At 52.7% G+C, this 26,450-nt stretch carries 24 protein-coding genes; 20 read left to right on the top strand and 4 right to left on the bottom strand.

The window, feature by feature from the left end; genetic code table 11:
- The first annotated feature begins 55 nt into the window (after nucleotides 1–55).
- The gene (locus XM38_RS01630; protein WP_080814160.1) at nucleotides 56–889 is read left to right on the top strand and encodes an ABC transporter permease; all 834 of its coding nucleotides are present in this window, start codon (nucleotides 56–58) and stop codon (nucleotides 887–889) included.
- 262 nt (nucleotides 890–1,151) lie between these two features.
- Here the strand turns inward: XM38_RS01630 and XM38_RS01635 are convergent, their stop codons facing one another.
- The gene (locus tag XM38_RS01635) at nucleotides 1,152–2,117 is read right to left on the bottom strand and encodes an integron integrase (RefSeq protein ID WP_080814162.1); all 966 of its coding nucleotides are present in this window, start codon (nucleotides 2,115–2,117) and stop codon (nucleotides 1,152–1,154) included.
- A 267-nt stretch (nucleotides 2,118–2,384) separates the two neighbouring features.
- Here XM38_RS01635 and XM38_RS01640 point away from each other — a divergent pair, with 267 nt between their 5' ends.
- The 10 genes from XM38_RS01640 (at nucleotide 2,385) to XM38_RS01685 (ending at nucleotide 9,750) form a co-directional block, all read left to right on the top strand.
- Complete coding sequence (locus XM38_RS01640) at nucleotides 2,385–3,188, top strand: hypothetical protein (RefSeq protein WP_080814143.1); 804 nt, start codon at nucleotides 2,385–2,387, stop codon at nucleotides 3,186–3,188.
- 43 nt (nucleotides 3,189–3,231) lie between these two features.
- Complete coding sequence (locus XM38_RS01645; protein ID WP_080814163.1) at nucleotides 3,232–3,522, top strand: hypothetical protein; 291 nt, start codon at nucleotides 3,232–3,234, stop codon at nucleotides 3,520–3,522.
- Between the two features lie 291 nt (nucleotides 3,523–3,813).
- Entirely contained in the window at nucleotides 3,814–4,962 is a 1,149-nt protein-coding gene (locus XM38_RS01650; RefSeq protein WP_080814165.1) for a GTPase, read from the top strand.
- Nucleotides 4,963–5,044: 82 nt separating this feature from the next.
- Nucleotides 5,045–5,899 (top strand): trypsin-like peptidase domain-containing protein, encoded by an 855-nt coding sequence (locus XM38_RS01655; protein ID WP_080814167.1) that lies wholly within the window; start codon nucleotides 5,045–5,047, stop codon nucleotides 5,897–5,899.
- Nucleotides 5,900–5,916: 17 nt separating this feature from the next.
- Entirely contained in the window at nucleotides 5,917–6,423 is a 507-nt protein-coding gene (locus XM38_RS01660; RefSeq protein ID WP_080814169.1) for a YbjN domain-containing protein, read from the top strand.
- A 115-nt stretch (nucleotides 6,424–6,538) separates the two neighbouring features.
- A complete protein-coding gene (locus tag XM38_RS01665) occupies nucleotides 6,539–6,817 on the top strand; it encodes a UPF0175 family protein (RefSeq protein ID WP_080814171.1) in 279 nt (92 codons plus the stop codon).
- Nucleotides 6,814–7,284: a PIN domain-containing protein gene (locus XM38_RS01670; protein ID WP_080814173.1), complete on the top strand. Its 471-nt coding sequence runs from the start codon at nucleotides 6,814–6,816 to the stop codon at nucleotides 7,282–7,284. The genes XM38_RS01665 and XM38_RS01670 overlap by 4 nt, the downstream gene beginning before the upstream one ends.
- A gap of 193 nt (nucleotides 7,285–7,477) precedes the next feature.
- Complete coding sequence (locus XM38_RS01675; protein ID WP_080814175.1) at nucleotides 7,478–8,254, top strand: DUF4145 domain-containing protein; 777 nt, start codon at nucleotides 7,478–7,480, stop codon at nucleotides 8,252–8,254.
- Entirely contained in the window at nucleotides 8,238–8,795 is a 558-nt protein-coding gene (locus tag XM38_RS01680) for a hypothetical protein (protein ID WP_137454983.1), read from the top strand. Before XM38_RS01675 ends, XM38_RS01680 begins: the two co-directional genes overlap by 17 nt.
- A 151-nt stretch (nucleotides 8,796–8,946) precedes the next feature.
- Complete coding sequence (locus XM38_RS01685; RefSeq protein WP_080814143.1) at nucleotides 8,947–9,750, top strand: hypothetical protein; 804 nt, start codon at nucleotides 8,947–8,949, stop codon at nucleotides 9,748–9,750.
- A gap of 43 nt (nucleotides 9,751–9,793) precedes the next feature.
- On the opposite strand, the gene XM38_RS01690 is transcribed toward XM38_RS01685, so the two are convergent.
- Nucleotides 9,794–10,966 (bottom strand): transposase, encoded by a 1,173-nt coding sequence (locus XM38_RS01690; protein ID WP_080809504.1) that lies wholly within the window; start codon nucleotides 10,964–10,966, stop codon nucleotides 9,794–9,796.
- A 188-nt stretch (nucleotides 10,967–11,154) separates the two neighbouring features.
- Here XM38_RS01690 and XM38_RS01695 point away from each other — a divergent pair, with 188 nt between their 5' ends.
- The 6 genes from XM38_RS01695 (at nucleotide 11,155) to XM38_RS01720 (ending at nucleotide 16,768) form a co-directional block, all read left to right on the top strand.
- The gene (locus tag XM38_RS01695; protein ID WP_080806623.1) at nucleotides 11,155–12,201 is read left to right on the top strand and encodes an IS5 family transposase; all 1,047 of its coding nucleotides are present in this window, start codon (nucleotides 11,155–11,157) and stop codon (nucleotides 12,199–12,201) included.
- A 211-nt stretch (nucleotides 12,202–12,412) separates the two neighbouring features.
- A complete protein-coding gene (locus XM38_RS01700; RefSeq protein WP_088428909.1) occupies nucleotides 12,413–13,615 on the top strand; it encodes a VWA domain-containing protein in 1,203 nt (400 codons plus the stop codon).
- Between the two features lie 181 nt (nucleotides 13,616–13,796).
- Complete coding sequence (locus tag XM38_RS26265; RefSeq protein ID WP_080812904.1) at nucleotides 13,797–14,375, top strand: eCIS core domain-containing protein; 579 nt, start codon at nucleotides 13,797–13,799, stop codon at nucleotides 14,373–14,375.
- A gap of 55 nt (nucleotides 14,376–14,430) precedes the next feature.
- Nucleotides 14,431–15,477: an IS5 family transposase gene (locus XM38_RS01710; protein WP_080806623.1), complete on the top strand. Its 1,047-nt coding sequence runs from the start codon at nucleotides 14,431–14,433 to the stop codon at nucleotides 15,475–15,477.
- Between the two features lie 359 nt (nucleotides 15,478–15,836).
- Nucleotides 15,837–16,331 carry a hypothetical protein gene (locus tag XM38_RS01715; RefSeq protein ID WP_080812900.1) on the top strand — a complete coding sequence of 165 codons (495 nt, stop codon included), beginning with the start codon at nucleotides 15,837–15,839 and terminating at the stop codon, nucleotides 16,329–16,331.
- A gap of 131 nt (nucleotides 16,332–16,462) precedes the next feature.
- A complete protein-coding gene (locus XM38_RS01720) occupies nucleotides 16,463–16,768 on the top strand; it encodes a hypothetical protein (RefSeq protein WP_088428911.1) in 306 nt (101 codons plus the stop codon).
- Nucleotides 16,769–16,891: 123 nt separating this feature from the next.
- On the opposite strand, the gene XM38_RS01725 is transcribed toward XM38_RS01720, so the two are convergent.
- Together XM38_RS01725 and XM38_RS01730 are read right to left on the bottom strand one after the other, a co-directional pair.
- Nucleotides 16,892–18,376, bottom strand: a complete 1,485-nt coding sequence (locus tag XM38_RS01725) for an MBOAT family O-acyltransferase (protein WP_088428913.1) — start codon at nucleotides 18,374–18,376, stop codon at nucleotides 16,892–16,894.
- Nucleotides 18,373–21,558, bottom strand: a complete 3,186-nt coding sequence (locus XM38_RS01730; RefSeq protein ID WP_137454984.1) for a DUF1574 domain-containing protein — start codon at nucleotides 21,556–21,558, stop codon at nucleotides 18,373–18,375. Before XM38_RS01730 ends, XM38_RS01725 begins: the two co-directional genes overlap by 4 nt.
- A 527-nt stretch (nucleotides 21,559–22,085) precedes the next feature.
- On the opposite strand from XM38_RS01730, the gene XM38_RS01735 reads away from it, so the two are divergent.
- The 3 genes from XM38_RS01735 to XM38_RS01745 all read left to right on the top strand — a co-directional run bounded on the left by XM38_RS01735 (nucleotide 22,086) and on the right by XM38_RS01745 (nucleotide 26,374).
- Nucleotides 22,086–22,313 carry a hypothetical protein gene (locus XM38_RS01735; protein WP_202978805.1) on the top strand — a complete coding sequence of 76 codons (228 nt, stop codon included), beginning with the start codon at nucleotides 22,086–22,088 and terminating at the stop codon, nucleotides 22,311–22,313.
- A 129-nt stretch (nucleotides 22,314–22,442) separates the two neighbouring features.
- Entirely contained in the window at nucleotides 22,443–25,565 is a 3,123-nt protein-coding gene (ppc, locus tag XM38_RS01740) for a phosphoenolpyruvate carboxylase (RefSeq protein WP_088428917.1), read from the top strand.
- Nucleotides 25,566–25,858: 293 nt separating this feature from the next.
- Nucleotides 25,859–26,374, top strand: a complete 516-nt coding sequence (locus XM38_RS01745) for a hypothetical protein (protein ID WP_080812881.1) — start codon at nucleotides 25,859–25,861, stop codon at nucleotides 26,372–26,374.
- Nucleotides 26,375–26,450 lie beyond the last annotated feature (76 nt).

Raw genomic sequence — 26,450 nt, forward strand, 5'->3', positions numbered from 1 at the left:
GCCTGCCTTACAGGCCTTTCAGCCGATTTTCAAATGTCCTCTAAGCCCTGTCGGCATGTCCCCAGAGCCTCCAGAACTAATTATCGAAGCCGGCCGCACCGAAGCCCAGTACTGGCGAGACCTCTGGCGCTATCGCGAGCTATTTTACTTTCTGGCCTGGCGGGATATCTTGGTGCGCTACAAGCAAACCGCCGTCGGCGTCGCCTGGGCACTGCTGCGGCCCTTTCTGACCATGGTGGTGTTTACGGTGGTCTTCGGCCGCCTGGCCAAGTTGCCCACAGAGGGAGATGCCCCTTACCCGATTCTGGTGTTTGCGGCCATGTTGCCCTGGCAATTTTTCGCCAATGCCCTAACCGAGTGCAGCAACAGCCTGATTCAAAATGCCAACCTGATTGCAAAGGTCTATTTCCCTCGATTGGTGGTGCCTACCAGTGCCGTCATCGTCAGCTTCGTCGACTTTTTGATCTCGGGGATCATTTTGCTAGGGCTGATGGCCTGGTACGCAGCCGTGCCCTCCTGGCGGATTATCACCTTGCCGGGGTTCATCGCCATCGCCTTCGCGGCGGCCATGGGGGCTGGCCTCTGGTTAGCGGCCCTAAACGTGCAGTATCGCGACTTTCGCTACGTGGTGCCGTTTCTGGTGCAGTTTGGCCTCTACATCTCGCCGGTGGGCTTCAGCAGCAGCATCGTGCCCCAACAGTGGCGGCTGTTGTATTCTCTCAATCCCATGGTGGGGGTGATTGACGGCTTTCGCTGGGCCATCATCGGCGGTGATGTGCAGCTCTACTGGCCCGGCTTCTTGCTGTCCTTGCTGCTGGTGGCCGCATTGCTCTTCAGCGGCATCCTCTATTTTCGCCACATGGAGCGCACCTTTGCCGATATCATTTGATGCCTTAGAAGATTGATGCCTTAGAAGATTCCAAGCTACAGGGTCACTCAGAAACGAGGTTAGCCCTCACCCCTGATGAATGATGGGGATGCGATCGCATCTTACAGCATTGGTCAGTCAGCTTAGGACGTGGATGATCGCCCAATCGCCCAGTCTAGGAAGGTTAGCTGCCTCGCCAATGCACAAAGCATTGTTTAGCCTAAACCTGGAAGGGCTTGAGTCGGAGCCAAAGTTGCTAGTGACATATCCCTGTGCCTAAAGACTAGCAATCCAGGGGACTTCTTACCCCACGGCCACCCCGATTCAGAACGTGGGTGTAGATCATGGTGGTTTTTACATCCTTATGCCCCAGCAGCTCCTGCACGGTGCGAATGTCGTAACCATCTTCCAGCAGATGAGTGGCAAAACTGTGACGAAACGTGTGGCAACTGACGTGTTTGGACACTTTTGCCTGGCGAACTGCTCGCTTGATCGCCCGCTGCAAGCCACTTTCGTGCAGATGGTGACGTCTTGTGACACCACTGCGAGGATCTTGAGAGAATCGTTCTGCCGGAAAGACAAATTGCCAGATCCACTCACGGTCGGCATGAGGATACTTGCGCTCCAGCGCAAAGGGTAGATACACCGAGCCATGTCCTTGTGCCAAATCTTGATGGTGCAATTGTCGAACACCATGCAGATGGTCTTTGAGATCTGCGCTCACACTGGTAGGCAGCATTGTTCGGCGGCTCTCTCCACCTTTTGTATCTCTGACCGTTATCTGTTGTTGGGCAAAGTCGAGATCTTTGACCCGTAGCCGTAGGGCTTCGTTTAACCGCAAGCCACTGCCATAAAGCAGCTTGGCAACTAGCTGATAACTGCCGCTCAGATTTTGCAGCACTGAGTTGACTTCATCAGGGGTGAGCACGGTCGGTAAATGGCGCGATCGCTTTGCCCGCACGGCATTGATATCCACCCCTAGATCTTGCTTCAACACCTGACGATAGAGAAACACGACCGCATTCAGCGCCTGATTCTGCGTTGAAGCCGAGACCTTACCCACCACTGCTAGATGGGTCAAAAACGCCTCTAACTCAGCTTCTCCCATCTCAGCGGGATGCCGCTTTTGATGGAACAAGATGTAGCGGCGAATCCAATAAACGTAGGTTTGCTCGGTGCGATAGGAATAGTGCTTTAGCCGGATTTGGTCTCGGACTTGGTCCAGTAGTTTGCGAGGTTGAGTTTCCATCAGTGGTAGATGCAGTACATACGTATTTACTTTGACGTATGTTTGGCGCAATATCCTGAGAAAACGCGGCAGCTATACTGAAGCTTTCAATATATCTACCCAATATAAACGTACTATATGGACAGCTTGCAGCCTATCCGCCGAATTGGGCGAGATATACTGCGATTAATCCATATATCTGCCCCAAACGGGGTAGATATACTGAAGGAGTCGATCTAATAAGAGTTGGACAGCGCTCGAACACGATCGTGAAACGCACAGTGCCCGATGAGAGAAGTGCTATCTGAACACCTAGCCACGTTCATCCGGTCCCTCCCGGAGAAGCGCGAGTACGCCCGCGACGATCTTCTCGTTCCTGCGCTGAAGGTCGCCGAGGATGCCGACAAGGGGCTTGCCGTGTACGACGCTCCGTTCGGCTGGGGCAACCAAGAAGCGCGTGTGGCCCTGATTGGCGTGACGCCGGGTTTCACCCAGATGCAGATTCTCTATCGCGTAGTGCGGAGGCACCTCCTGTTGGGTGCGAGCCCCGAAGACGCTTGCAGGTTGGCCAAGTACGAAGCCAGCTTTGGTGGCACCATGCGCGGGAATCTCGTTCGGATGCTGGACGAGCTCGGGGTGCCGGAACTCCTCGAGGTCGCATCCACCGCCGATCTCTTTGGTTCCAGTTCCCATCTTCTGCACACCACTTCGGCTGTTCGGTACCCGACGTTCCTCCACGGGCAGAACTACACTGGCAGTCAGCCGCGGCTCGTGAGGTCCGCCTTCTTGATGCGATACGTTCGGGACGTTCTTGCGCCGGAGCTGTCCCGGCTCCATGCTGCAGTCTTCGTTCCACTCGGCAAGAGCGTCGCCGAGGCCTTGGAGCTACTGGAGACCGAGCAGCGCATCCCGGCTGGTCGAACGCTACATGGATTCCCACATCCATCGGGCGCGAACGGTCACCGCGCGCGGCAATTCGAGAAGGGGAAGCCCGCGATGAGGCGGCGGTTCGAGGAGATCTTGTGTGGAGGTGCCTCGGCGGGCGCTGTCCAACAACAGCATGCAGCGGACGGCGCTGCGCGCCGCCGCTGATGCCACACGTTAGGCGGCGCTCCGCGCACTCGGAGGTACGACCATGGAGCTCGTATTCGCCCTACTCGTTGTCGCGATTCTCGCTAGCCTGCCTGCAGCCGTGCTCGTTGTTGGCGTCTTCACAGCTCACGCCAGGCCCGACTCGCCTCTGCTTCGGCACTGGCGGCTCGTTGCCACCGTCGGTTTCTCGGCCTGGGCCTTGCTCACCCTGGTCTCGCACCTCTCCGACGCCCCTGGCTACACGGGCATCGGTTCCGGTCTTGGCATTCTCCTTTTGGTGTTCGTCTTTATCGCCCGCTCCAGAGCTTCCACTCTCTCCTCGGGCACGGCATAGCCGCCCAGGGTGCATCGCGCCGCCTAACAAGGCGCTGCAGCTGACGAGCGCCACGGGAGTCGAATCGGTCCAACGCCGCCCAAAGCGCGCTCCGCGCGCAGGGCGGCTCGTGCCAGCTGGCGGCCACCTCCTGTGGCACAATCGGGGCTCCACCAGCGGCGCTCGCAGCTGAGCGCCTGATCCGTTAGCTGTCTGCCTACAGCAAGCATCTACCTGTGGACGCTCCTGGAAGTTTGGGGCATCTTAGACTTATGCCTTAATCAGTTACCGCTGGAATGGAGTAGCTAGAGAATGAGTAGCTCTGCTTACGAAGGGTTCAACGAAGAGAGCTTCTTCGACCGTGTTGAAGCTCAGTTTGTTAAGAAAGCCCCTAATTTGTCTCAGACGCTTAACATTGCCGTCATTGGAAAAGTCAGTGCGGGGAAAAGTTCCTTAATTAATGCCTTGCTTAAGCTGAGTCGTCGGCAAGCGTTAGAAATTGCTAAAGTTGGTGCCACATCAGGAGTAACTACTGATCTAACAATCCTCAAGCTAGATGAAAAAGTACATCTTGTCGATTCCCCTGGGCTTGATGATGTTCGTACTGAGAATAGCGAGCTAACAAAGAAGTTTCTTAAGCATATAGATGTTGGTATATTTGTAGTAACTGGCTCCTCAGATTCCTCACAAAAGAAAAACTTAGATGATTTGCGACAGCATTGCGATGCTATTTTTGTCGTCCTAAATAAAATCGATGAATGGGATGACTTAGATCCATCTGTCTTAGAAGATATTATTCAACAGTGGAAGACTGATCTTGAAGTAGAGAAAATATACCCAACTTGTGCAAAGGGTTACGATCCTAAAAGTCGTCTCCCTACAATGGATATCAGAGGTGTTGCAAAACTCCGGAATGACATTGGGGATTTCCTTGAAAAAAAAGGTAAAGACCTATTGTTAGCTAGGCACATGGCCCAGAAACAATCTCATGCGGTTAAAATTATTGCAGTAGCTTTAGCCGCTGTAGCTGGAGAAGCTTTTATACCTGGTAGTGCCATTTATATTACAGCTACGCAAGGAGCCGCAATTGCATCTCTGTCTTATCTTTATACTGGCGAAATCCTATCTGCTGAATCGACCCTAAGCATTTTACCTAAATTCGTTGCTGAGACAGCAGGCTCTAATCTTTTTCTGTTTGTAAAATCCTTCTTGCCTCCAACAGGTATCGTCGATGTCGCTGCTGCTGGAGTTGCAGTTGTCATTACGCTAGCATTGCTTGCGACAGTTAATTATCTACTTTCCAATGGAGAGGAGCTGGAGCAGGAAGAACTTCTGCGCTCCAAGTTTAGAACATATCATCAGCAAGCAAAAGATACTTTTAAGGAGTTGGCATTAACTGACGTGCGTGATCTTCCTAGCTGGACAAAACTTGTAAACAAGTTTCTTGGCAGTCGTCAATAATTGATGTTCCTTACTTATTAGACCATATTCTGGATTTGACAATTTAATTGGGTTATTCTGAAAGCATTTTTAGAGTTAGGTGATGGAAGTAATGCCTAAACAGTATCAACCTCAAGACCTGTTCGAAATTGTAGCTGATACCGTTATCAGTATAAAGACAAAGGATGGTTCTGGTAGTGGAGTTATTTTTAACAAAAATGGTATCGCGGTTACTAACAGACACGTTGTTGACACTAATACTAAAGCTCTAGTTGGCTTGAGAAACGGCGATAAGTTTATTGGTAAAGTCATTCGTTCGTATTCAGATATTGATTTAGCCTTTGTAAAATTTGACTTAACTAAGTCTTCATTGCTCAGATCTTCTCTAATTTTTTCTGGTGAAGACTTTAGCCCATGTTGCCAGCGGAAACTTAAAGTTGGGGAGCCTGTGTTTGCAATTGGTCATCCAATGGGTCTTGACTATACCCTGACTCAGGGCATCATTAGTTCTATAGAAAGAACAATTGAGGCGGCTAAGTTTATTCAAATAGATGTGTCTATTAATCCCGGCAACAGTGGTGGTGCCCTTTACACAGCTTATGGAGAATTGGCTGGTATCAATACAATGGGTTACGTGAATTCAGAACATCTAAATTTTGCCATACCCATTGATGAAGTGGTTAAACGATATTCTACTTGGCTTGAAGAAGAGGCTAAAGGATTTACACGCTATTGTGCAGTGTGTGGTTTCTCATCCATTGACGATAAATATTGTGAGAATTGTGGTGCTTCTCTCAAAAGAGATTCTAGTCAAGAAGATGATTTTTTAAGCAAATCAGATCTTGCAGAAGACGTGAAGATGAGTATGAAAAGTGATGCCTTGGCAACTTGCAAAGCTTGCGGGACATCTGTTTCATCAAGTCTCAAATATTGTTCAACCTGTGGTTCTACTTTATAAAAGTGAGTTGAGGTAATATGGGAATTTTTGGGGATTTAATTGAAGGGGTTGGTAGCCTTCTAGGAAACAAGCAAGATAACGAGGTTTCAGTTGGAAGCTATATTCAAATTGTAGAAGCTTTACTTAAAGAACTTGGCGTAGATATCAAAGAGTCTAGACTTGACCTTGAATCTAAAAATGACAGGGGTTGGGTAATTCAGAAAGGTAGTGCCCAGATCATTATTCTGATAGCAGAAAATGATGAAGACGATGATCCTACTATAGAAGTGGTTTCACCCATTCTGAAACTTCCCTCTCAAAACATTCTGCCGTTTTATCGCCGATGCCTTGAACTCAATAGAGGTTTGATTGGATGTGCTGTTTGTGTCAGTGAAGATAAGGTTTTGGTGAGAGCAGAAATACCTCTCAGCGGTCTAAGTCTGGAAAGTATTGCATTGATGATCTTTAATGTCGCAGGAGCGGCAGATCAACTAGATGATGAACTAGCAGAAGAGTTCGGTGCTAAGTTATACGATGAATCCTAAACCACAAATTGACCGTGGTTGATTGCTAAGACTATCACTTGGTAGCAATTTCATTTTGGATAGACAATATTCACGTTGCCCCTATTTTATTGTGCCCCTTAGCCGAGTCCAAACTATGCAAATCACCCTCGACTTACCTGAAGAACTGCTTCAATACTTTGATCAAGATCACCTTTCTCGTGAAATTTTAGAGGCATTAGCGGTACAAGCCTATCAAACTGAAAAAATTACTAGTGCTCAAGTTGGTCGTATTCTGGGTCTACCCTCTCGCTGGGCAGTGGATAGCTTTTTGAAGCAACATTGTGCCTATTTACATTACGATGAGACAGACCTGGAGAGCGATCGTGAAACCCTTCGCCAACTTCGTGCGAATCGAGCTAATAGCGCCTCATGATCGCCGTCTCTGATACTTCGCCAGTTAATTATTTGCTGCTGATTGACCAGATTGATCTGCTTCCTCGCTTGTTTCAGCAAATCATCATTCCCGATGTGGTTCGGAAGGAAATGCTTGATCCCTTGGCACCACCTGCCCTTCAACAATGGATTACTCATCCTCCTTCTTGGCTTACAGTCCAAACTGTTTCCGGGGTTGATACAACCCTCAATGCCCTTGATCCAGGAGAACAAGCTGCCATCACCCTTGCTCAAACCTTGCCAGCAGATTTGCTGATTATCGATGAACGATTGGGAAGACGTGTCGCTAGCGATCGGGGAATCCCGATTATCGGCACCCTTGGAATTCTAGATGATGCCGCAAGTCAAGGGTTGATAGAACTAGCAGATGCAATCGCTCGATTGCAACAGACGAATTTCCGTATTTCTCGTCGCATTATTCAAACATTGCTGGAAAATAGAGCATAGTACAAGTAGGTAGGGTCGGCGAGGAAAGCCAGCTAACACTGCGTGGCAGCGGACGGGCGAAAGTCACTGGTTTTAAGTTCAAGGTTGCCTGCCGCCGCTGCACTTCACCGTTAGCTGTCATACGCTCTAGGCTCAGCGGGTGCTACCAACACGAATGAATGTGTAGACAGTTTGCTCAGTTAAGCTAAAATTCATGAATGCTGCTGGTCAGGATGAGCGATCACTGATAATGGAGACTTCTCTAGTTCATTACGTTGAAAAGACTGATCTAATCAACAAGACAGAAATTGAAAAAGTTATATTGTTAGCCTCTTACTATCAAAGAAATGGTCAGAATGATTTTGAGTTCACAATAGAGTCTGTGTGCAATTGGTTTGAAACTTTAGGTTTACATAAACCGAATAAGTCAAGACTGAAACAAAAAATTAGCAAATCTCGTTCTTTTGTTAAGGGGAAAACTAAAAATTCTTATAGAATCCACGCCAGCGAAATTCAAGCTATTTATAAAAAATATCCTTTTTTGGAAGAGCCATCTGAGGAAATACTATCAACTGATACGATTTTGCCCGCTCCCCTATATGAAAATACACGTGGATATATAGAATCTTTATCCAAACAAATCAATGCCTCCTACGAGAATAATATATTTGATGGATGTGCAGTTTTAATGCGAAGACTTCTAGAGATATGCTTAATTCACTCATATGAACATCAAGGCATTGATTCAGAAATAAAAGACTCTCAAGGGAATTATGAAGTACTTTCTAAAATTGTTTCTAATGCTTTGAATAATTCGAAGCTCTCCCTTTCAAGAAATACCAAAACTTGCTTGGAGGATTTTCGTGCGATTGGGAATTATTCTGCACATAAGATTTATTATAACGCAAGAAAAACGGATATAAAGAAGGTGGTTTTAGAGTATAGGGCAACGATTGAGGAGTTACTGTACAAAAGTGGAATTCGAACATAGGGCAATGGAACCAAGTATTTCAGCGAAGGCGAAAATAAATTTCAAAACTGGCGAGGTTGAATTCGAAGGATCGGAACAGTTTGTAGAAAATCAGCTTAATAATATAGATACCATTGCAGAATATATGGCGCTTCTTATATCTAATAATTCTACAGATGAAGTAGACGAAATTGAGCAAGAAGAGATAGCGGCTGTTGCAGAAGAAGAAGAAGAAAAGTTGGTGACAGTTGGTGAGCAAGATCTTCATGTTCCAGATACTTTTGGTGAGTGGTTTCATGGCTTTAAGGATGATGCCAATGATCTCGACAAGGCGCTTATCACAGCTTTTTATGTGCAAAAACAAGCACCAGATAATGACTTCAAAACATCTGAAGTTAATCAGTCTTTGCAAGATCATGGCATTAAGCTTTCAAACCCCTCAAGCTCATTGAAGCGATTAGCCTCTAAAAAACTACTTTTTCAAACCCGGAAAGTAGGAAAGCTAAAATACATGAGAGTATCTGCAGACGGCGTTAAGCATCTTAAAACGCTACGAAGATAGCATTGCTATTCCTAAGTGATCCTAAAACCAGCTAACACTACGTTGGTGCGGATGGAACAGAGGTTATCGGTTAGAGTTCAGGGTTGTCTGCCGCCGCACAACTTCACCGTTGGACAGCGCTCGAACACGATCGTGAAACGCACAGTGCCCGATGAGAGAAGTGCTATCTGAACACCTAGCCACGTTCATCCGGTCCCTCCCGGAGAAGCGCGAGTACGCCCGCGACGATCTTCTCGTTCCTGCGCTGAAGGTCGCCGAGGATGCCGACAAGGGGCTTGCCGTGTACGACGCTCCGTTCGGCTGGGGCAACCAAGAAGCGCGTGTGGCCCTGATTGGCGTGACGCCGGGTTTCACCCAGATGCAGATTCTCTATCGCGTAGTGCGGAGGCACCTCCTGTTGGGTGCGAGCCCCGAAGACGCTTGCAGGTTGGCCAAGTACGAAGCCAGCTTTGGTGGCACCATGCGCGGGAATCTCGTTCGGATGCTGGACGAGCTCGGGGTGCCGGAACTCCTCGAGGTCGCATCCACCGCCGATCTCTTTGGTTCCAGTTCCCATCTTCTGCACACCACTTCGGCTGTTCGGTACCCGACGTTCCTCCACGGGCAGAACTACACTGGCAGTCAGCCGCGGCTCGTGAGGTCCGCCTTCTTGATGCGATACGTTCGGGACGTTCTTGCGCCGGAGCTGTCCCGGCTCCATGCTGCAGTCTTCGTTCCACTCGGCAAGAGCGTCGCCGAGGCCTTGGAGCTACTGGAGACCGAGCAGCGCATCCCGGCTGGTCGAACGCTACATGGATTCCCACATCCATCGGGCGCGAACGGTCACCGCGCGCGGCAATTCGAGAAGGGGAAGCCCGCGATGAGGCGGCGGTTCGAGGAGATCTTGTGTGGAGGTGCCTCGGCGGGCGCTGTCCAACAACAGCATGCAGCGGACGGCGCTGCGCGCCGCCGCTGATGCCACACGTTAGGCTTCTCATGCTGACTGCCTGACACATCTTTTACTCTAGTCGGCAGGATAGAGAGCGGATGCGAGAGAACCAGATTTGGTCGTAATAGTCGTGCTCCGCTTTTTTGGAGGCAAAACAAGGCTCTGGGTCACGGACTAACAGCGCTATCGGCTCTAGAAGCTGTCGTCCTTTGTGAACGACTCCCTTAAGCCAGCGCAATCCAATCTTGAGGTAGCTGAGTCCGCGCCGCCAATGAGGGTCTACCTGCTGCCTAAGGCCTTCAATCTGAACCGCCATGCCAGTGGTTGTTCCATAAAGCAGTGCAATAGCGGCCACTAGATAAAGTCGCTCAAGGGCTACCGCTGAGCGGATTCGGGAGTCTTCAATCTCGAAAGCTCCTGATTTGCTATCCAAAAACAGCTCCTCTACTCTGAAACGCAACGCGTAGCGCCAGAGCGTCTGCAAGGTAGGCGGTTCATCGGTGATGACGGCCCAAGGCTCTTTGACGCCTTTAAGCGTCGCCAGCACGATGTTGCACTGGTGGGAGCCATCCTGCCACAGCCTGACATTTCGATAGAAAATCGCCTCGCCTTTTGGCGGCCACAGATATCTCACTTCAGTCGGATAACGCCTTGGCCCGTGCAGCAGGACATCGCAGGGCACTCGCAAGCAGTAGTGCCAACTGCTCGCTTGCAACCAACTCATCAAGTCGTGGTTGGCAAAGCCTCGGTCGGCCAGCAGCATTAGGTTCGGGTACTGCCTCAAAAGCCACCGGGCACGGCGCAGCAAAGGGCGGTATTCTTCAAAAGCCACCGTTGCACTGCCATGCTCAAGCACTCGCCACAGTAGCGGGACTGCTCGTCCGCAGCACACCACTGACAGGTGAATCATGCAGTATTGGTTCCACAGCACCGTTGTATCGAGTGCCAGATACAGCCGCTTGCCCTCCCACTGCCTCAGCGTCAGCAGCACCAGCGGTAGGTAGAGCTGATTTATCTCAACGAGCCGGTTGCCGAAAAATCGATGCCACCGCCGCTCGAAGCTTTGCGCTTTGTTGGCACGGCTTATCACGTAGGACTCCCAAGCAGGTGGGCTCAGCTCACCACTACAAATCAGGGCGGTGACCATCCAAGATAGGGCTTTGATATGGCGCAAGTCCCGGTAGTGGCTGTATTGACGCAGATAGTGCAGCAGTTGATCATAGAGCTGGGTAGAGCTTGGCATGTCGCTTTGGCCGTCAGTGTGGTAACTACAGCCTCGCACACGAGCTCTGCCTATTTCCTCTTTGTCCTGATATGACTACCTTTCAGCTACTTCTGTCAGGCACTCAGCTTCTCATGGGCACCTCGAAAAATAGCCAGAGCGATCTCAGTATGAGATCATAAGGTCGGTTTTGTTGAAGCACGCAGGCCATGGGACAGCAGGGATTCTGGGATATCGAAGAGCGCCAGCAAAAACTGGAGCAAAAGAAGGCGGTACTGAATCGGTTGAATCAACTGGTGCCGTGGGAGACCTTTCGTCCGATTCTGATGCAGATTCGAGAGAAACCGCGCAAAAGCCAGGCCGGTCGTAACCCCACCGATGTCCTGTTACTCTTCAAGATGCTGGTGCTGCAAAAGCTATACAACATCAGCGATGACGAACTGGAATATCAGGTCAACGACCGACTGTCCTTCATGCAATTTCTCGGTTTGGGGCTTGAGGATAGAGTCCCGGATGCAACGACGGTGTGGCTCTTCCGAGAACAGTTGCAGCAGCACGGCTTGGTGGAGGCGTTGTTCGAGCAGTTTGGAGCCTATCTGCAAGGGGCAGGCTATGCCGCCAAGGATGGGCAAATTGTGGATGCGACCTTGATTCCAGTTCCCAAACAACGCAACACCCGTGAGGAGAACCAAACCCTCAAGCAGGGTGAGGTTCCCGTTGAGTGGCAAGAGACCCCTCATCAGCTCGCGCAAAAAGATGTTGACGCCCGATGGACGAAGAAAAATGGAACGTCCCACTACGGCTACAAAAACCACATCAATAGTGATGCCGGCTTTAAGCTCATTCGCCGTTACAGCGTCACCGATGCGTCGGTCCATGACTCGCAGGTCTTGGGCGAGTTGCTCGATGCGGATAATAGCGGCGATGGACTTTGGGCCGATAGTGCGTATCTCTCCGTGCTGATTGTCGAGGTGCTGAAATTGATAGGGTTTGAGCCGCATATAAATGAACGGGCCTATCGCAATCGCCCCTTAAGCGAGGCCCAGAAAACCGCGAATCGAGAGCGCTCCAAAACCCGTGCCAGAGTGGAGCACATCTTCGGAGATGTCGTCACCAGCATGGGTGGCAAGGTGGTGCGCAGCATCGGGTTAGCCCGTGCCCAGACCCAGCTAGGTCTGAAAAATCTGGTGTATAACCTGAAGCGGTTTGTGTGTCTCGAAACCCAACGTGCTGCATCGGCTGAACTGGCAAGATAATCGGACCTAAAGCCGGGAAATCGACTTAAACGTGGTCTTCCAACCCTATTTTTTTGTCAAAATGGGAAGCTTTTTTCGGTGGAATGTCTCGGACTCTCTTTGAGTCACCTTGACGGTCTCAAATGAGACGCCATTAGCTAAAGAAAACTGATTAATCGAGGTCCCCTCATGTTATAGGAAAATACAAAATAACAACCTTTAAGCACTAAAGATGTCGTCAATTTGGATAATTCTTCTGGACGTTTCCAGTTCTATGAATGAAGGCTTCTCTGGCAGAGGAGCAACTGATCCTCTAGCAGAACGAGGTGCTTGGCGAACAAAGCTGGAGGCTGCTTCAGAGCTTTTACTGCGCCAGATTGCTTCTATACGTGATCAAGATGTTGCAGTTATTAAGTTCGCTGATCAGGCTGAAAAGATTTTTCAAGGACATCAAAGTGCTTTCTCTCCATCTTCCTTTAGTGTCCTTCAAGGTGGTGGACGTACTAATCTTACTGCGGCGCTCAATATTGTTGCGATTGATTCTTCGTTCAATCGATATCGTGCACTTAGTGTGCTTATACTGTCAGATGGATTAGCAAATATTGGGAACCCTCAAATAGAAGCTGAGCGAATAATTGAGAGATACCCTTTTGCACGAATAGACACCATCCTGATTGATGAAACTGATCAAGGACGAGCAATTGCTGAAAGTGTCTCTATTAATGGTTCTGTTCGAAATGCTGTCTCTATTCTACAACTTCAAGATTCTGTTGAGAGAGCCCGTGTAGCTGGTCTTCAGCAAGAGATTAGTGGTTTAGCGCAGCGACAGCTTGCACTTGAGAGTGAACTGTCTGCAATCGCCAATGTTTCTACACCGACATTACTAACTGTAACTTCTCAAGTCTCTCTCACGCCTTCTTCCTTGCGAGATCAAATCTCACCATTTCTCACTGGAATAGAAGAGATACAAGAGGTTGCATCTACTGCGTCAGGTGCTTCTTATCGAGGTCGTATACGTTCTATATCACAAAGCTCTCCTGTCTCGATCTCTTTATCAGGTCTGCGTGAAGCAGTAGAGCTTTTTCTTGAGTGGATAGTACCTTGGCGTAGAGAGCATGTTGAGCAGATGCTAGTGCTTCAACGAAGGCGGGAAGAGCTTGAACAAAGGAAGCTTGAAATGGATTTAGGTCGTGAGAATGCAGAGCTTGATGCTCTTGAGCTTTCAAATCGCCGTCTTGAACTTGAACTTCTTACTTCCAAGCTAGAACTTGCAGAAAGATTACTCAATCATCTTGACCCTAACGAGAATATGTCGGGATCTGAGCGAGTTGCTTATGTTCAAAAGCTTGTTGGTAGCATAGATCGTCTCGCAAGTAATAGACTCGAATTTCAAGCATCCGGCCCAGGCTTTGAGTCCAGGTCAAATATCCAGTAATAATAATGATTTCAGCTTGCAAACCAGAGAGGTATAAGTGCTAACAATTATAGAACCTTGGTATGCCTAACAATTTCTTGCAGGCGGACGCGAAGGCAAAAGGTTCGGACTTTTCCGAAAGATGGTCTCGCGCCGCTGAAGATTACCGTCAGGCTACTCAATAACCACCAGAGGATTGGCCATGGGTACTTTTGCACAGAAATCAAGGGCAACTCAGCAGATTACATCTGCCAAGCCTGCGATCAAGCCTACGATATCCAGTCGGATCCAGCGGCATGAGTTGCCCCCGCAGTGTCATCGTCCACATCCAGGAGCACTACAGACGAAACTCACGATCGACCAGCCTGGAGACATCTATGAACAGGAGGCAGATCGTGTTGCGAACCAAGTGATTCGCATGCCTGATCCCAAGCTGCAGCGCACCTGTGCCTGTGGTGGTGGCTGTCCCCAGTGTCAGGCACAGCGACCGGAGCAGAAACCAATGCGCCTACAACTGCGGCGCCTTCAGTCGAACAACGAGGAACAGATTTCAGCACTGCCCATCGTCCACGAAGTATTGCGCTCACCCGGCCAGCCCCTGGATGCCCACACCCGCAGCTTTATGGAGCCACGTTTTGGGCATGATTTCAGCCAAGTGCGAGTGCACACGGATGCGAAGGCGGCAGAGTCAGCACAAGCGATCAATGCGCAGGGGTATACAGTGGGCCAGCACGTTGTCTTGGATAACGACCGATTATCTTCAGGGCACCTCGAAAAATAGCCAGAGCGATCTCAGTATGAGATCATAAGGTCGGTTTTGTTGAAGCACGCAGGCCATGGGACAGCAGGGATTCTGGGATATCGAAGAGCGCCAGCAAAAACTGGAGCAAAAGAAGGCGGTACTGAATCGGTTGAATCAACTGGTGCCGTGGGAGACCTTTCGTCCGATTCTGATGCAGATTCGAGAGAAACCGCGCAAAAGCCAGGCCGGTCGTAACCCCACCGATGTCCTGTTACTCTTCAAGATGCTGGTGCTGCAAAAGCTATACAACATCAGCGATGACGAACTGGAATATCAGGTCAACGACCGACTGTCCTTCATGCAATTTCTCGGTTTGGGGCTTGAGGATAGAGTCCCGGATGCAACGACGGTGTGGCTCTTCCGAGAACAGTTGCAGCAGCACGGCTTGGTGGAGGCGTTGTTCGAGCAGTTTGGAGCCTATCTGCAAGGGGCAGGCTATGCCGCCAAGGATGGGCAAATTGTGGATGCGACCTTGATTCCAGTTCCCAAACAACGCAACACCCGTGAGGAGAACCAAACCCTCAAGCAGGGTGAGGTTCCCGTTGAGTGGCAAGAGACCCCTCATCAGCTCGCGCAAAAAGATGTTGACGCCCGATGGACGAAGAAAAATGGAACGTCCCACTACGGCTACAAAAACCACATCAATAGTGATGCCGGCTTTAAGCTCATTCGCCGTTACAGCGTCACCGATGCGTCGGTCCATGACTCGCAGGTCTTGGGCGAGTTGCTCGATGCGGATAATAGCGGCGATGGACTTTGGGCCGATAGTGCGTATCTCTCCGTGCTGATTGTCGAGGTGCTGAAATTGATAGGGTTTGAGCCGCATATAAATGAACGGGCCTATCGCAATCGCCCCTTAAGCGAGGCCCAGAAAACCGCGAATCGAGAGCGCTCCAAAACCCGTGCCAGAGTGGAGCACATCTTCGGAGATGTCGTCACCAGCATGGGTGGCAAGGTGGTGCGCAGCATCGGGTTAGCCCGTGCCCAGACCCAGCTAGGTCTGAAAAATCTGGTGTATAACCTGAAGCGGTTTGTGTGTCTCGAAACCCAACGTGCTGCATCGGCTGAACTGGCAAGATAATCGGACCTAAAGCCGGGAAATCGACTTAAACGTGGTCTTCCAACCCTATTTTTTTGTCAAAATGGGAAGCTTTTTTCGGTGGAATGTCTCGGACTCTCTTTGAGTCACCTTGACGGTCTCAAATGAGACGCCATTAGCTAAAGAAAACTGATTAATCGAGGTCCCCTTCAGGAAGTGGACGTGCCCGTTTTTTGATGGCCCATGAATTGGCCCATGTTGTGCAGCAAGGTGGTGCTCTTGCCAGGCATGGAGACCACAGGATTGAACCGGCAGCCCAGGGATCCAGCCATAGAATCCAACGACAGTCCCCATCGCCGCCTACTAGCGAGAGAGTCTGGGGACTACCCGTCACACGCAGTATGTGTGGATGCCGCCAGCAGGTGCGGGATGGAATTAATTGGGCCAATACCGCAGCGGCGACCTATGCCGCCTGTGACGTTCCGGCCAATCCGACCAACGTCGATGTTGAAGCCTGCTTCGATGCCGCCCATCCCGGTACTACCGTAGCTGGCTCCACCAGTGCCAGTGGCACAATGACGCTACCACCGCCATCGGCTGATCCCTGCCAGCGCATCGATGACAAAGCTACCTTCGTCCATGAGACCATGCATGCTCGCCATACGAATGACATCGCGCGGGCTCAAGGAGCAGCTTTCTTCCGCGAGTGGAAGCGGCTGGCAGGAGTCCCCAATCGGCTAGATACCCTGCGGGCTACCTTCCCCGCTGAAGTAGCAGCCTTCGAAGCCCAGTGGCAGGACGGCCACGACTGGGCCCAGGACGAGGTGAATTCTTACCGCTGGGAGCGTCGGTTTTTGCAAGCCGCCCTGGCTGCCCTGAATCGTATCTGTCCGTAGCCTTGAACCTTATCGGTTGCTCTACTAAAGCTGTGGGACCCGATGCTGTCTATGCGCCGACCCTGTCTTCTATCCACCGTCACCTTCCCGGCACCATGGAGCAGTCCCTGGTAGCGTGAGAGGACCCCACTATGTCAGACAATAACAACAATGACGAAGATGTGGTGCTGCGTGGTGTCATCACCGCGCTAAGGCCACAGCGCGGTCCCCACCCGCACTTGAAGTGGGTGGCCGTCCTAGACGTTGATGCCGTCATGGCAGGGCAGTTCTCTGGTCAGACCTTTGCCTTCCACATCCATAGCCCTACAAAGTCTGGCATAGCTGTCGGCGGGCAGTACGTGATACGGATGACACGCACCCCCGCCGGAGAGTATCTCCTCAGGGCCATTGAACCCTGGAAAGATGGGCCCCCGTCGCAGTTAGAAAATGGGACCTGAGCCCAACTGTTCTGCTGACCTGACGTTCTGTTAAGTAGCAGGGCTCGATTAACTGTAAGATGGCGAACGCTGTACCCCATCCCCAGCATAGAAAGCGCCTGTAGTTTGATTCTGCCCAGCTACTTAGAATTCGAAATAAATGTAGGGCAGAATCTCCGGGGGAGCCAGCAGCCAGGCCAAGAAGCTGAACACCGGAATCAGCAGGACCTTAATCGGCCAGTTCAGCTCTAGCTTAAAGCCCCGCTGGAAGCAGTAGACCAGGGCCATCAGCCCCACCCCACCCCAGAGCAGCAGCAGCAACTGGGTGAAGGTGAAGCCGAGGGATTCCCCATAGACTTTTTGGCCAAACTGCACGTCGGCAGAGACTCCCCAGCCCCGCTGCCAGGCCAGGGTGAATTGACGGAGCTGCGGCAGTCGAAAGGGCAACCAACTGGCGAACACCAATCCCTGGGTGAGCCCCCAGGCCAGCAGGGTGCCTGGCAACGAGGCCCAAAAATGCCGCAACGGGGCGAGGCGAGATGCGATCGCATGGTTGAGGCGATGAACCACCAGCCCAGCCCCATGCATCGCCCCCCAGATCACAAATCCCCAGTCATTACCGTGCCAAACCCCCGCCACCAACATCACGATCATCAAATTGAGGCAGGTGCGAGCCAGGCCTACTCGCGAGCCCCCTAAGGGAAAATACAGGTAATTGCGCAGCCAGTCTCCCAAGGTCATATGCCAGCGCCGCCAAAAACTGGCAAGGCTGGTGGCAAAATAAGGGAAGTCAAAATTCCGGGGTAATTCAATCCCAAGGAGCAGAGCGCTGCCCCGGGCGATATCGACATAGGCACTGAAATCGATGAACAGTTGGAGCCCATAGGCAAAAATAGCCAACCAAATATCGGCACTGCCAGCCCGCGCCAGATTATCCAGGCTGAGATTGACCAATATGGCGATGTGGTCAGCAATCAGTAGCTTCTTAAAGGCGCCCCAGGCAATCAGCCATAGCCCTTCGATGCCCAGCTGCAGAGAGGGCTTTGGGGGCGGTTCTAGTTGCTGAATGAAACTGTGAAAGCGAGTGATAGGCCCAGAGATCACCTTGGGGAAGAAAAGCTTGTAGGCCGCGAACTCCCCCAGGCCTCGACTAGCTGGTGAGCCCCGGTAAACATCCACCAGATAGGCAATGCATTCGAAGGTAAAGAAACTTAAGCCCAGCGGCATAATCAGCCGCAATGCCCCGGGATCGGCCGCTGCCGACGGAGCCACCAAGGCCGATAGGCCCACCAGGCGCAAGATCCCTTCCCCATACTTAAACCCCACCAACAGCAGGGTATTAACGACGATACCAAACCCCAGAAATACCGAGCGCCGCCGGTTCCAAAGCACATGCCATTGGGAATTGGGCAGACGGGTGTCTAAAGGCAAGCTCAACAGCCGTCCCAGGTAAAAGTTAAACCCGACTGAAACCAGCAACAGAGGCAGATAGGTGGCTTGGAGGGATGCATAGAAGACGATACTGGCCAGAACCAGCAGCCACAGGCGCACCCCTCGCCTAGGCAGGGACCAATAGATGCCAACGACGCTGAGTAAGAAGAGCAGATAGGCGATCGATGGCAGGGTCATGGAGTAGTCTCCGGCATGGGCTCCGGCCAAGGAATCATCGGATCTTGCGCCAAGCGGGTAGACACCTGATAGGCACCGTAGCGATTCAAGTGGCTCGGATCGGAGAAATAATCATATTCCTCAGGCCAAATTTGGGCTAGATCGCGAAAGATGAAGCCCTCCTCCTGGCCAGATAGCCGCACCATGTATTGCAGGAACTGGGTTTCGGCGTCGAGACGATAGGGATCTAGGTACTCGTCCGTCAGTGGTGTGTTGACGAATACCAGGGGAATATCCTGACTCTGGGTGAACTGCAGCAACCGCTGGAATGCTTCCGCCTGACGTCCCTCTAGCCGGAAAGACCGATAATCACTGTCGTAATAGCCCGAGACCCGCGCATGTTTCTGGTAGTAGGTGGCCGGATTGAATTGCACCGATAGGGGTAAAAAGCCATCGAAGTCGATGTGGCTACCCTCTGGCAGCGGCGCATCCAAGGGATCACTGGGACCATCGGCCGGGGGTGGGGCTGCCGGGTCCTGAGACGGGGGGGTGGTCAGAGTCACCAAGCCAGCCTGCAGCCATTCCTTCAGGCGTTGACGTTCTGGGTGTACTGCAGATAGGGTGCCTAGCTGATCACTCAGCCACTGGTCCATTTGCTGATAGCTACTCCGCAATTGCTCTCCAATCCCCTGGGAGGTGACGGCAATGTCGGCTGCCGGGTCCTCGCCCGGGGCCGCCGCCGCTGCTTCGGGATCAGTCTCACCGGCCTCCTCAGGGGTATCGTGGGGCAGGGTACCTCGAACCATTTGTCGGTACCCCTCGGAGGTGGCGATGCCGTTATAGGTGATATCGACCCGGCCACTGTTGAAGGCTCGGGCACCATCGGCCCAGAGAATCAAGCGGGGCAGATAGTCAGGGGGTAACAGCCGGCGGATGATTAACTCGACCACCTGAGCGGTGGCGCCATTGACACCAAAATTAAATACCTCGATCCCTTCATAGCCCAAGGCAGCCAGCTCTTCTTCTAAAGCGGTAGGATCAACCCCCCGCAGGGCACGGGAGCTGCCCATAATCAAGACATCCGGCGGATCCTCTAACTGTAGTCGTTGATGGTACAGGGCCAATTTTTCATTGAGTTGTTCGCTGCGGAAGGAGGGATAAGGGGATGCCTCCAGCAGGATAGAGGTGGCCACCAGGGGGCCCGTAGGACTAGCCGGCGGTTGGTCAGTAGCATCCCTGGCCCCGGCCGGGGGCGAGGTGGCAAAGGGCTCGGCAACAAAGCGGTCGGCGCGAGGGTCGTCGGCGCCCCATTCCAGGTCATCGAGGGCCTCTTCAAAGGCAGCAGCCTCTGGATCAACGGCCCCCCCAGGATCCTGCTGGTCGGCAGTCTCGTTGGCCTCAGCTGTGGCTGCTGGAGGCGACGACAGCAGTTCCCCCAGCAGCCAGTCGGCTTGCACGGTCAAGAGTAGGCCGACAACGGCCCATACCATGGCAATGCGCCAATCCCCTCCCGCTCGTAAGGGCTGCTGCCCTGGAGTAGATCTCGAGGCAAACAGATGGGAGTGGAGCAGTCCCTTTTGCACGCCTGTAACCGCGGTCGCGGCCCATTGGCGTAGGGTATGCCCCAGGGTATCCGGGGCCGCCTCTGCAGGCTGGACCTCAGCTTCAGGCGGGGCCAATAGCTCACCCACATAGCTATCTGAGGCGGCAAATTCCGGCGTTGCTTCCGGCACCAGCCGCTGCCGAGCCTGAAAGTCGAAGCCCCCGCTCCAGGTCGGCTGGGACTGTCCGGCGCGACGACCATAGAGCCGGACTCCGATAATTCCCTGGGGCCGCAGCCGCTTCAATAGCTGGCCTACGATGGGGGCGACATGCGATCGCACCGGACAAAGTGGCCCATCCAGCATCACATGCAACAGCTGGTTGCGAATCAATAGCTGCACCCGAATCCCCCCCGTAGCCAGGTAGTCATCTAGCTGGGGATTCAGCTGCTGGGTGAGCAGGAAGGCCAGGGCTGGTAAGTCAGCCTCGGCAGCCAAGGTCCTGGCAGACACCGCCAGGGCCGGGTGATCTGCCCCCGGCAAGTCGACGCCCTGCACCCAGTCTGGCATCTCGGCAGTCGCGGTCTGGCCGTACAGCAGGGCTCGATGCAGTCCCTGGGGGGCCAATCCGTCCAGTAACGGCTGCAACAGCTCTAGCACGGTCTCCGCCGAGGGCAAGGGGTCAGCCTCTCCCTGGCCAATCAAATGCAGCGTAGTGTCTTTGCGGGAAGCGGTCACCGTCATCGCCAGCCCGGCAGCGGTGAGAGCCGCCTGGACCAATCGTCGAATCGCCTCGGCATGCCCCCAGCGGGCCCACTCCCGCAGCATTTCCTGGGGCGGGGTGAGATCAATGCGTAAGCGCCAGTCAGGTTTAGCTTCTCCCTGTACCTGCAACAACAGGACAGCATCCTTGAATTGGGTCAGTTCTAGCTGCCGCAGTCGTTCTGCCGTAGGCTGGGCAATCAGGGCCGGATCTGGACTATAGGTAGCCTGACAGAGCACCCACAGGCGGGGAATTACAGGACCTTGACCGTTGCTGACTTGAACCGGCGGCGGTGGTCCAAACTGCACAATGTCAGACGAAATATGAGCTTGTCCCGGCACAGCCTTAATGCTGACCCAGACCCCCACATCCAGCGCACTGAGCGTCTCACTCAGATACCAGGCCACCGCCTCGGGATCCCCTTGCCGGGCTAGGCTCAGTTGGGAGAGCACAATGGCCCCATCTCCAGCATCATGATCTGCCATGAGCTCATCTGGATGGGCCTGCAGTAACCCCTGAGCAGCTTGAATATCTTTGGGATCCTGGGTTTGCAGGACCAGTTGAGCTAAGTGACGCTCCAAACGATTTAGATAGAGCGGCGCCGTCCAATCGGGCTGTTCTTGGGCTGTGACCCGATGGTACAGATAGAGCTGATACACATGGGGATAGAGCTGCTGAATCAGCTGGACGCCCCCTTGCCGCAACAGAGCCCGCACCAGCCTCAACAGCAGTGGGGCCTGAGGCAGGGACTCCGGGGTTTCGCAGAGAACGTGGAGAATATTACCCCGCAGCTTCAGTCTCAACTCTAGCTCAGGCTGATCTAGCGCCTGGTGAAACCAGGTTACCAGGCCCGTAGCCGGGGCTGGGTGCATAGCCGATGGGGGACGCTTAGCAGCCATAGGGAATGGGGCAATTAACTCATCAGAGTAGTGTAGGAGAAGACACCGTTAGCAGCGTAGACAACATCTCATGACATCTGAGAAATTTAGGATCAATCAACAGGGAGGAATTGAGACTACAAAAAATCTGGAGATGGCAACGCGACCCCGACAGGGTGGTCGAGGGAGGATCGTTTAATTCGCCGCCGTGATTCTCTCAGCTGACGCAGAGATCTCAGGCAAATTAGGATAACGCCATCGACGTTAGTGCCGCCATCACCAGTGCCGCCATCACCAGTGCCGCCATCATAGTACTGATAAATGTTCAAACCCGCGCGTTTTTCAAGGGGTTTATTGTCATGCTAGCGAATCCCATCGGCAATCCATGGACAGCATGGCGAGGACGTCTGAGGCGCTTCAGCGCCTTTTATGATGGTGGAATAACTGATCCCATCCCAAGTCCAGCCGGAGATTTGGGACCTCTCCCCGATTGGTGGGATCTTCTAAATATCGTTGCATATGCGCTGCTGTGTTCTTGGAGTCTGGTCATGTCTGCTTCTACCTCCGTTGAGCTAACCTCCCCATCGCCGTCGCAGATGCCCTCTGTGACTAGTCTGACCATTAGTTTGGCGACCCTGCCTGTCCTGGTAGGATTACTGGGTAGCCATGCGATCGCAGATATCTTTCACCACGTCGGCTTAGCCAGTGAAGAGCTCTTTCGAGGCGAGCGGTTACCGATTTTGGCGATTCCCACCAAAGACGGCACCACCCCCTAACCAGTTCTCCCCTGCGACATGTCCCAGCAGATTGCTGGCTTGCAATAAACCGTCCTGCTTCCAGCTTGATGCGGTAATGTACTGCTAACCCATTTTGCTCGCCTACTGTTCCGTCATCCCACTGGTTTCATGAGTTCTACCCTGCATCCCTCCGACGATAAATTTTCGGCTGGTTCTACAGCAGTAGATACCCTAATGGAGAAAGTGGCTCCAGCTTCCTCAGCCCACGATCTATTGTTTAGACATCGTCTCAGAGTCGTCGAGGAGATCTGGGAAGGTGTTCTACGGCAAGAGTGCGGACAAAACCTAGTCGATCTGCTGCAAAAGTTGCGGTTAATGTGCTCCCCCGAGGGGCAAGCCCCGACGGCCCGAGAAGCCAGCGTTGTCAATGTTGTTCATGTCGTCGAGCAACTCGATCTCGAAGATGCCATTCAAGCCTCTCGAGCCTTCGCCCTCTACTTTCAACTGATCAACATCGTCGAGCAGCATTACGAGCAACAGGGACAGCAGCGTCAATATCGGGCGGCCTACGATAAGGTAGGCCCGAGCGCTCACGCTGCTAATTCCGCCTATGAGACTCACCCATCGGCCGAGCATCGACCTGGGCTGCCGGTATCTGATGTGGAAGAAGGCAGTAACGGCCATCGCTTCCAGGCTAGCTTACTGGCTCGCAGCTTGATGACCCGGCGAGACAACCAGCGGGACATTGGCACCTTCCACTGGTTATTCCCCTCCCTGAAACAGCTCAATGTTCCCCCACGCCTGATTCAAACCCTGGTCGATCAATTAGACGTTCGCCTGGTCTTCACGGCCCACCCCACTGAAATTGTGCGCCACACCATCCGTGACAAGCAACGGCGCATTTCTGACATCTTGCGGGAGCTTGATCGGGCCGAGGAGAGTACCCAAGGCAGCGGACTGTCCTCCAGTTGGGACTTGGAAGAATTGAAGAGCCGACTCACAGAAGAGGTTCGACTCTGGTGGCGTACCGATGAGCTCCATCAGTTTAAGCCCTCTGTCTTAGATGAAGTCGACTATACCCTGCACTATTTCCAGGTGGTCCTATTCGACACGCTGCCGCAGCTCTATTACCGCTTTAAGCGGGCCCTTAATATCACCTTCCCTCACCTAACGCCTCCCAAGCCCAACTTTTGTCGCTTTGGCTCTTGGGTCGGGGCCGACCGAGACGGTAATCCCTCCGTGACCCCAGATATTACCTGGCGCACGGCCTCGTTTCAGCGCAACCTGGTCCTGAACAAATACATTGCCTCCATTGAGCATCTGACTCAACTGCTCAGCCTGTCCCTGCACTGGAGCGAGGTGATGCCAGAGCTGCTGGAGTCCCTGGAGCAAGACCAGGCCCAGATGCCCAAAGTCTATGACCGCCTGGCCATTCGCTATCGTCAGGAGCCCTATCGGCTGAAGCTGGCCTACATCCAACAGCGGCTAGAAAACACCCTGAAACGCAGCCTCAGCCTATTTCAGGGGGATCCTCGCCCTGAGAAGGTGACGGAGTTAGCCCCTGGCACCTTCTATCGCACCGGTCCCGACTTTCTGGCTGAGTTGCAGATGATTCAGCGCAACCTAGAGGCAACTGGTCTAGTATGTCAGGACCTGGAAACCTTAATTTGCCAGGTGGAAATCTATGGCTTCAACCTGGCTCAGCTCGACATCCGCCAGGAAAGCTCTCGCCATTCCGATGCCCTCAACGAAATCACCGAGTATCTGCAGATTCTGCCCACCGCCTATGGCCACCTGAGTGAAGCCGAAAAAACGGCTTGGCTCACCGCAGAACTGCAGACTCGTCGTCCCTTGGTGCCTGGTGAACTGCCGTTTTCTGACAAGACTCGGGAAACCATAGAGACCTTTCGCATGGTGCGGCACCTACACCAGGAATTTGGCCCCGACATCTGCCGCAGCTACGTGGTCAGCATGAGTCATCATGTCAGTGACATGCTGGAGGTGTTGCTGCTGGCCAAGGAAGCTGGTCTCTACGATCCCGCCACCCATCGCTCGGCGATTCAACCGGTGCCTCTGTTCGAAACCGTGGAGGACTTACAACGGGCACCGGCGGTGATGAATCAACTGTTTGAATTGCCCCTGTATCGGACGGCCCTGCAGGGGGGAATAGAACCGGCCCAGTCTGAAGACATGCCGTTGCAGGAAGTGATGCTGGGCTATTCTGACAGCAACAAAGATTCGGGATTCCTCAGCAGTAATTGGGAGATCCATAAGGCCCAGCAGTCTTTACAATCCACGGCCGATGGCTATGGCATTGCCCTGCGGATTTTCCATGGCCGCGGCGGCTCTGTCGGGCGAGGGGGCGGCCCGGCCTATGAAGCGATTCTGGCCCAGCCCGGCCGCAGTATTAATGGCCGCATCAAGATCACGGAGCAAGGGGAAGTGCTGGCCTCTAAGTACAATCTGCCGGATCTGGCCTTATATAACCTAGAGACCGTGACCACGGCTGTAATCCAAGCTAGCTTACTCAACAGTAGTTTCGATCACATCCAGCCTTGGAATGAAATCATGGAGGAGTTGGCGGATCGGTCTCGCTGCCACTATCGTGAGTTGATTTACGAGCAACCAGATTTGGTGGATTTTTTCCACCATGTGACACCCATCGAAGAAATCAGCCAACTGCAGATCAGTTCCCGTCCGGCCCGGCGCGGTGGCAAGAAAGATTTGGGCAGTCTGCGGGCAATTCCCTGGGTCTTCAGCTGGACTCAGGCTCGGTTTCTACTGCCCTCTTGGTATGGGGTGGGCACGGCCCTGAATGAATTTCTACAACAGCAGCCCACCGAGCATCTGAAACTGCTGCGGTACTTCTACTACAAGTGGCCCTTCTTCAAGATGGTGATTTCGAAGGTAGAAATGACTCTGGCCAAGGTGGATTTGCAAATTGCTGAGCATTATTTGCGAGAACTCACGCCTGGGGAAAAGCATGAGCGCTTCCAGGTCTTGTTTGACAAGATCTCCCAGGAATTTCATCTCACTTGTGAGATGGTCCTCAAAATCACTGGAAATCAGCGGCTGCTAGACAGTGATCCGGAGTTGCAGCGCTCGGTGTATTTGCGCAATGGCACCATCGTGCCCCTGGGCTTTCTGCAGGTATCCCTGCTGAAGCGGCTGCGCCAGCATAAGAACGCCACCGCTGGTGTGATTCGCTCTCGCTATAGTCGGGGAGAATTGTTGCGAGGAGCGTTGCTGACGATCAACGGTATCGCGGCAGGCATGCGCAATACCGGCTAGGAAAACGTAACGTTTGATAACATTTCGGTGGCGTTGGCGATGGGATTTGCTTGAATTGACCCGTACTGGCGTACTTAATTGGCTGAAACACTTAATCTAGTTGGGTTTGACCTGATTTTTTGTGGTGTTTTCAGTCGCAATGCAGTAATGTATCTGCAATTGTATTAGGGCTATCGAGCTGGTGGTAGAGGCCTTTGCCGGATTCAGCATTCGGTTGAGAAGAGCATGGGTCTATCACTGGGGTTAACCGGTAGTCGGTAAGCGTTCGGGGAGTGAATAGTATGAATGGTGGTATGGGTAGATTCGAACACTGGCTGGCAACGGTTGCTGCTGGCGTGGCCCTAGGGGCGGTGGCGATGGGGGCTGTTCCGGTGCAGGCTCAGGTCGCCTATGGCAGCTACATCGGTGCCGGCGCTTCTGTGGGGCTAACCGAAGACGACAATGGCGATGGCGATGGTATCTCCGGGGTGATTGCTGGTCGCTACCGATTTCTAGAGGCTCCCATATCGGCTCGAGCTCAGGCGCTAGTGTTTGGTGACTCTTTTGCCATCGTGCCCACGGTTTCCTACGATGTTCCTTTGAATTGGAACACTGACGCCTATCTCGGGGCTGGGGTCGCCTTCACTGGCGGCGATGAGCCCTCTGCCGTTGGCGACAAAACTTCCTTCGTGCTACAGCCCGGGGTCGACTACATCATGCCAAACAACAACTTAGTGCTGTTTGGCAATGCCATCATTGCCTTCGATGCCTATGAGAATGGCGGTGGCACAGCCCTATCTCTACAAGGGGGAGTGGGGGTTCAGTTCTAAGCGGGTGGTCAGGATTTGCCAACTTGGACGCAACTGGAACACATGTATTTAATTCCGCTACCATGGCTCAGAAAGC

The organism is Halomicronema hongdechloris C2206 (assembly GCF_002075285.3).
In the GTDB taxonomy this organism is placed as follows: domain Bacteria; phylum Cyanobacteriota; class Cyanobacteriia; order Phormidesmidales; family Phormidesmidaceae; genus Halomicronema_B; species Halomicronema_B hongdechloris.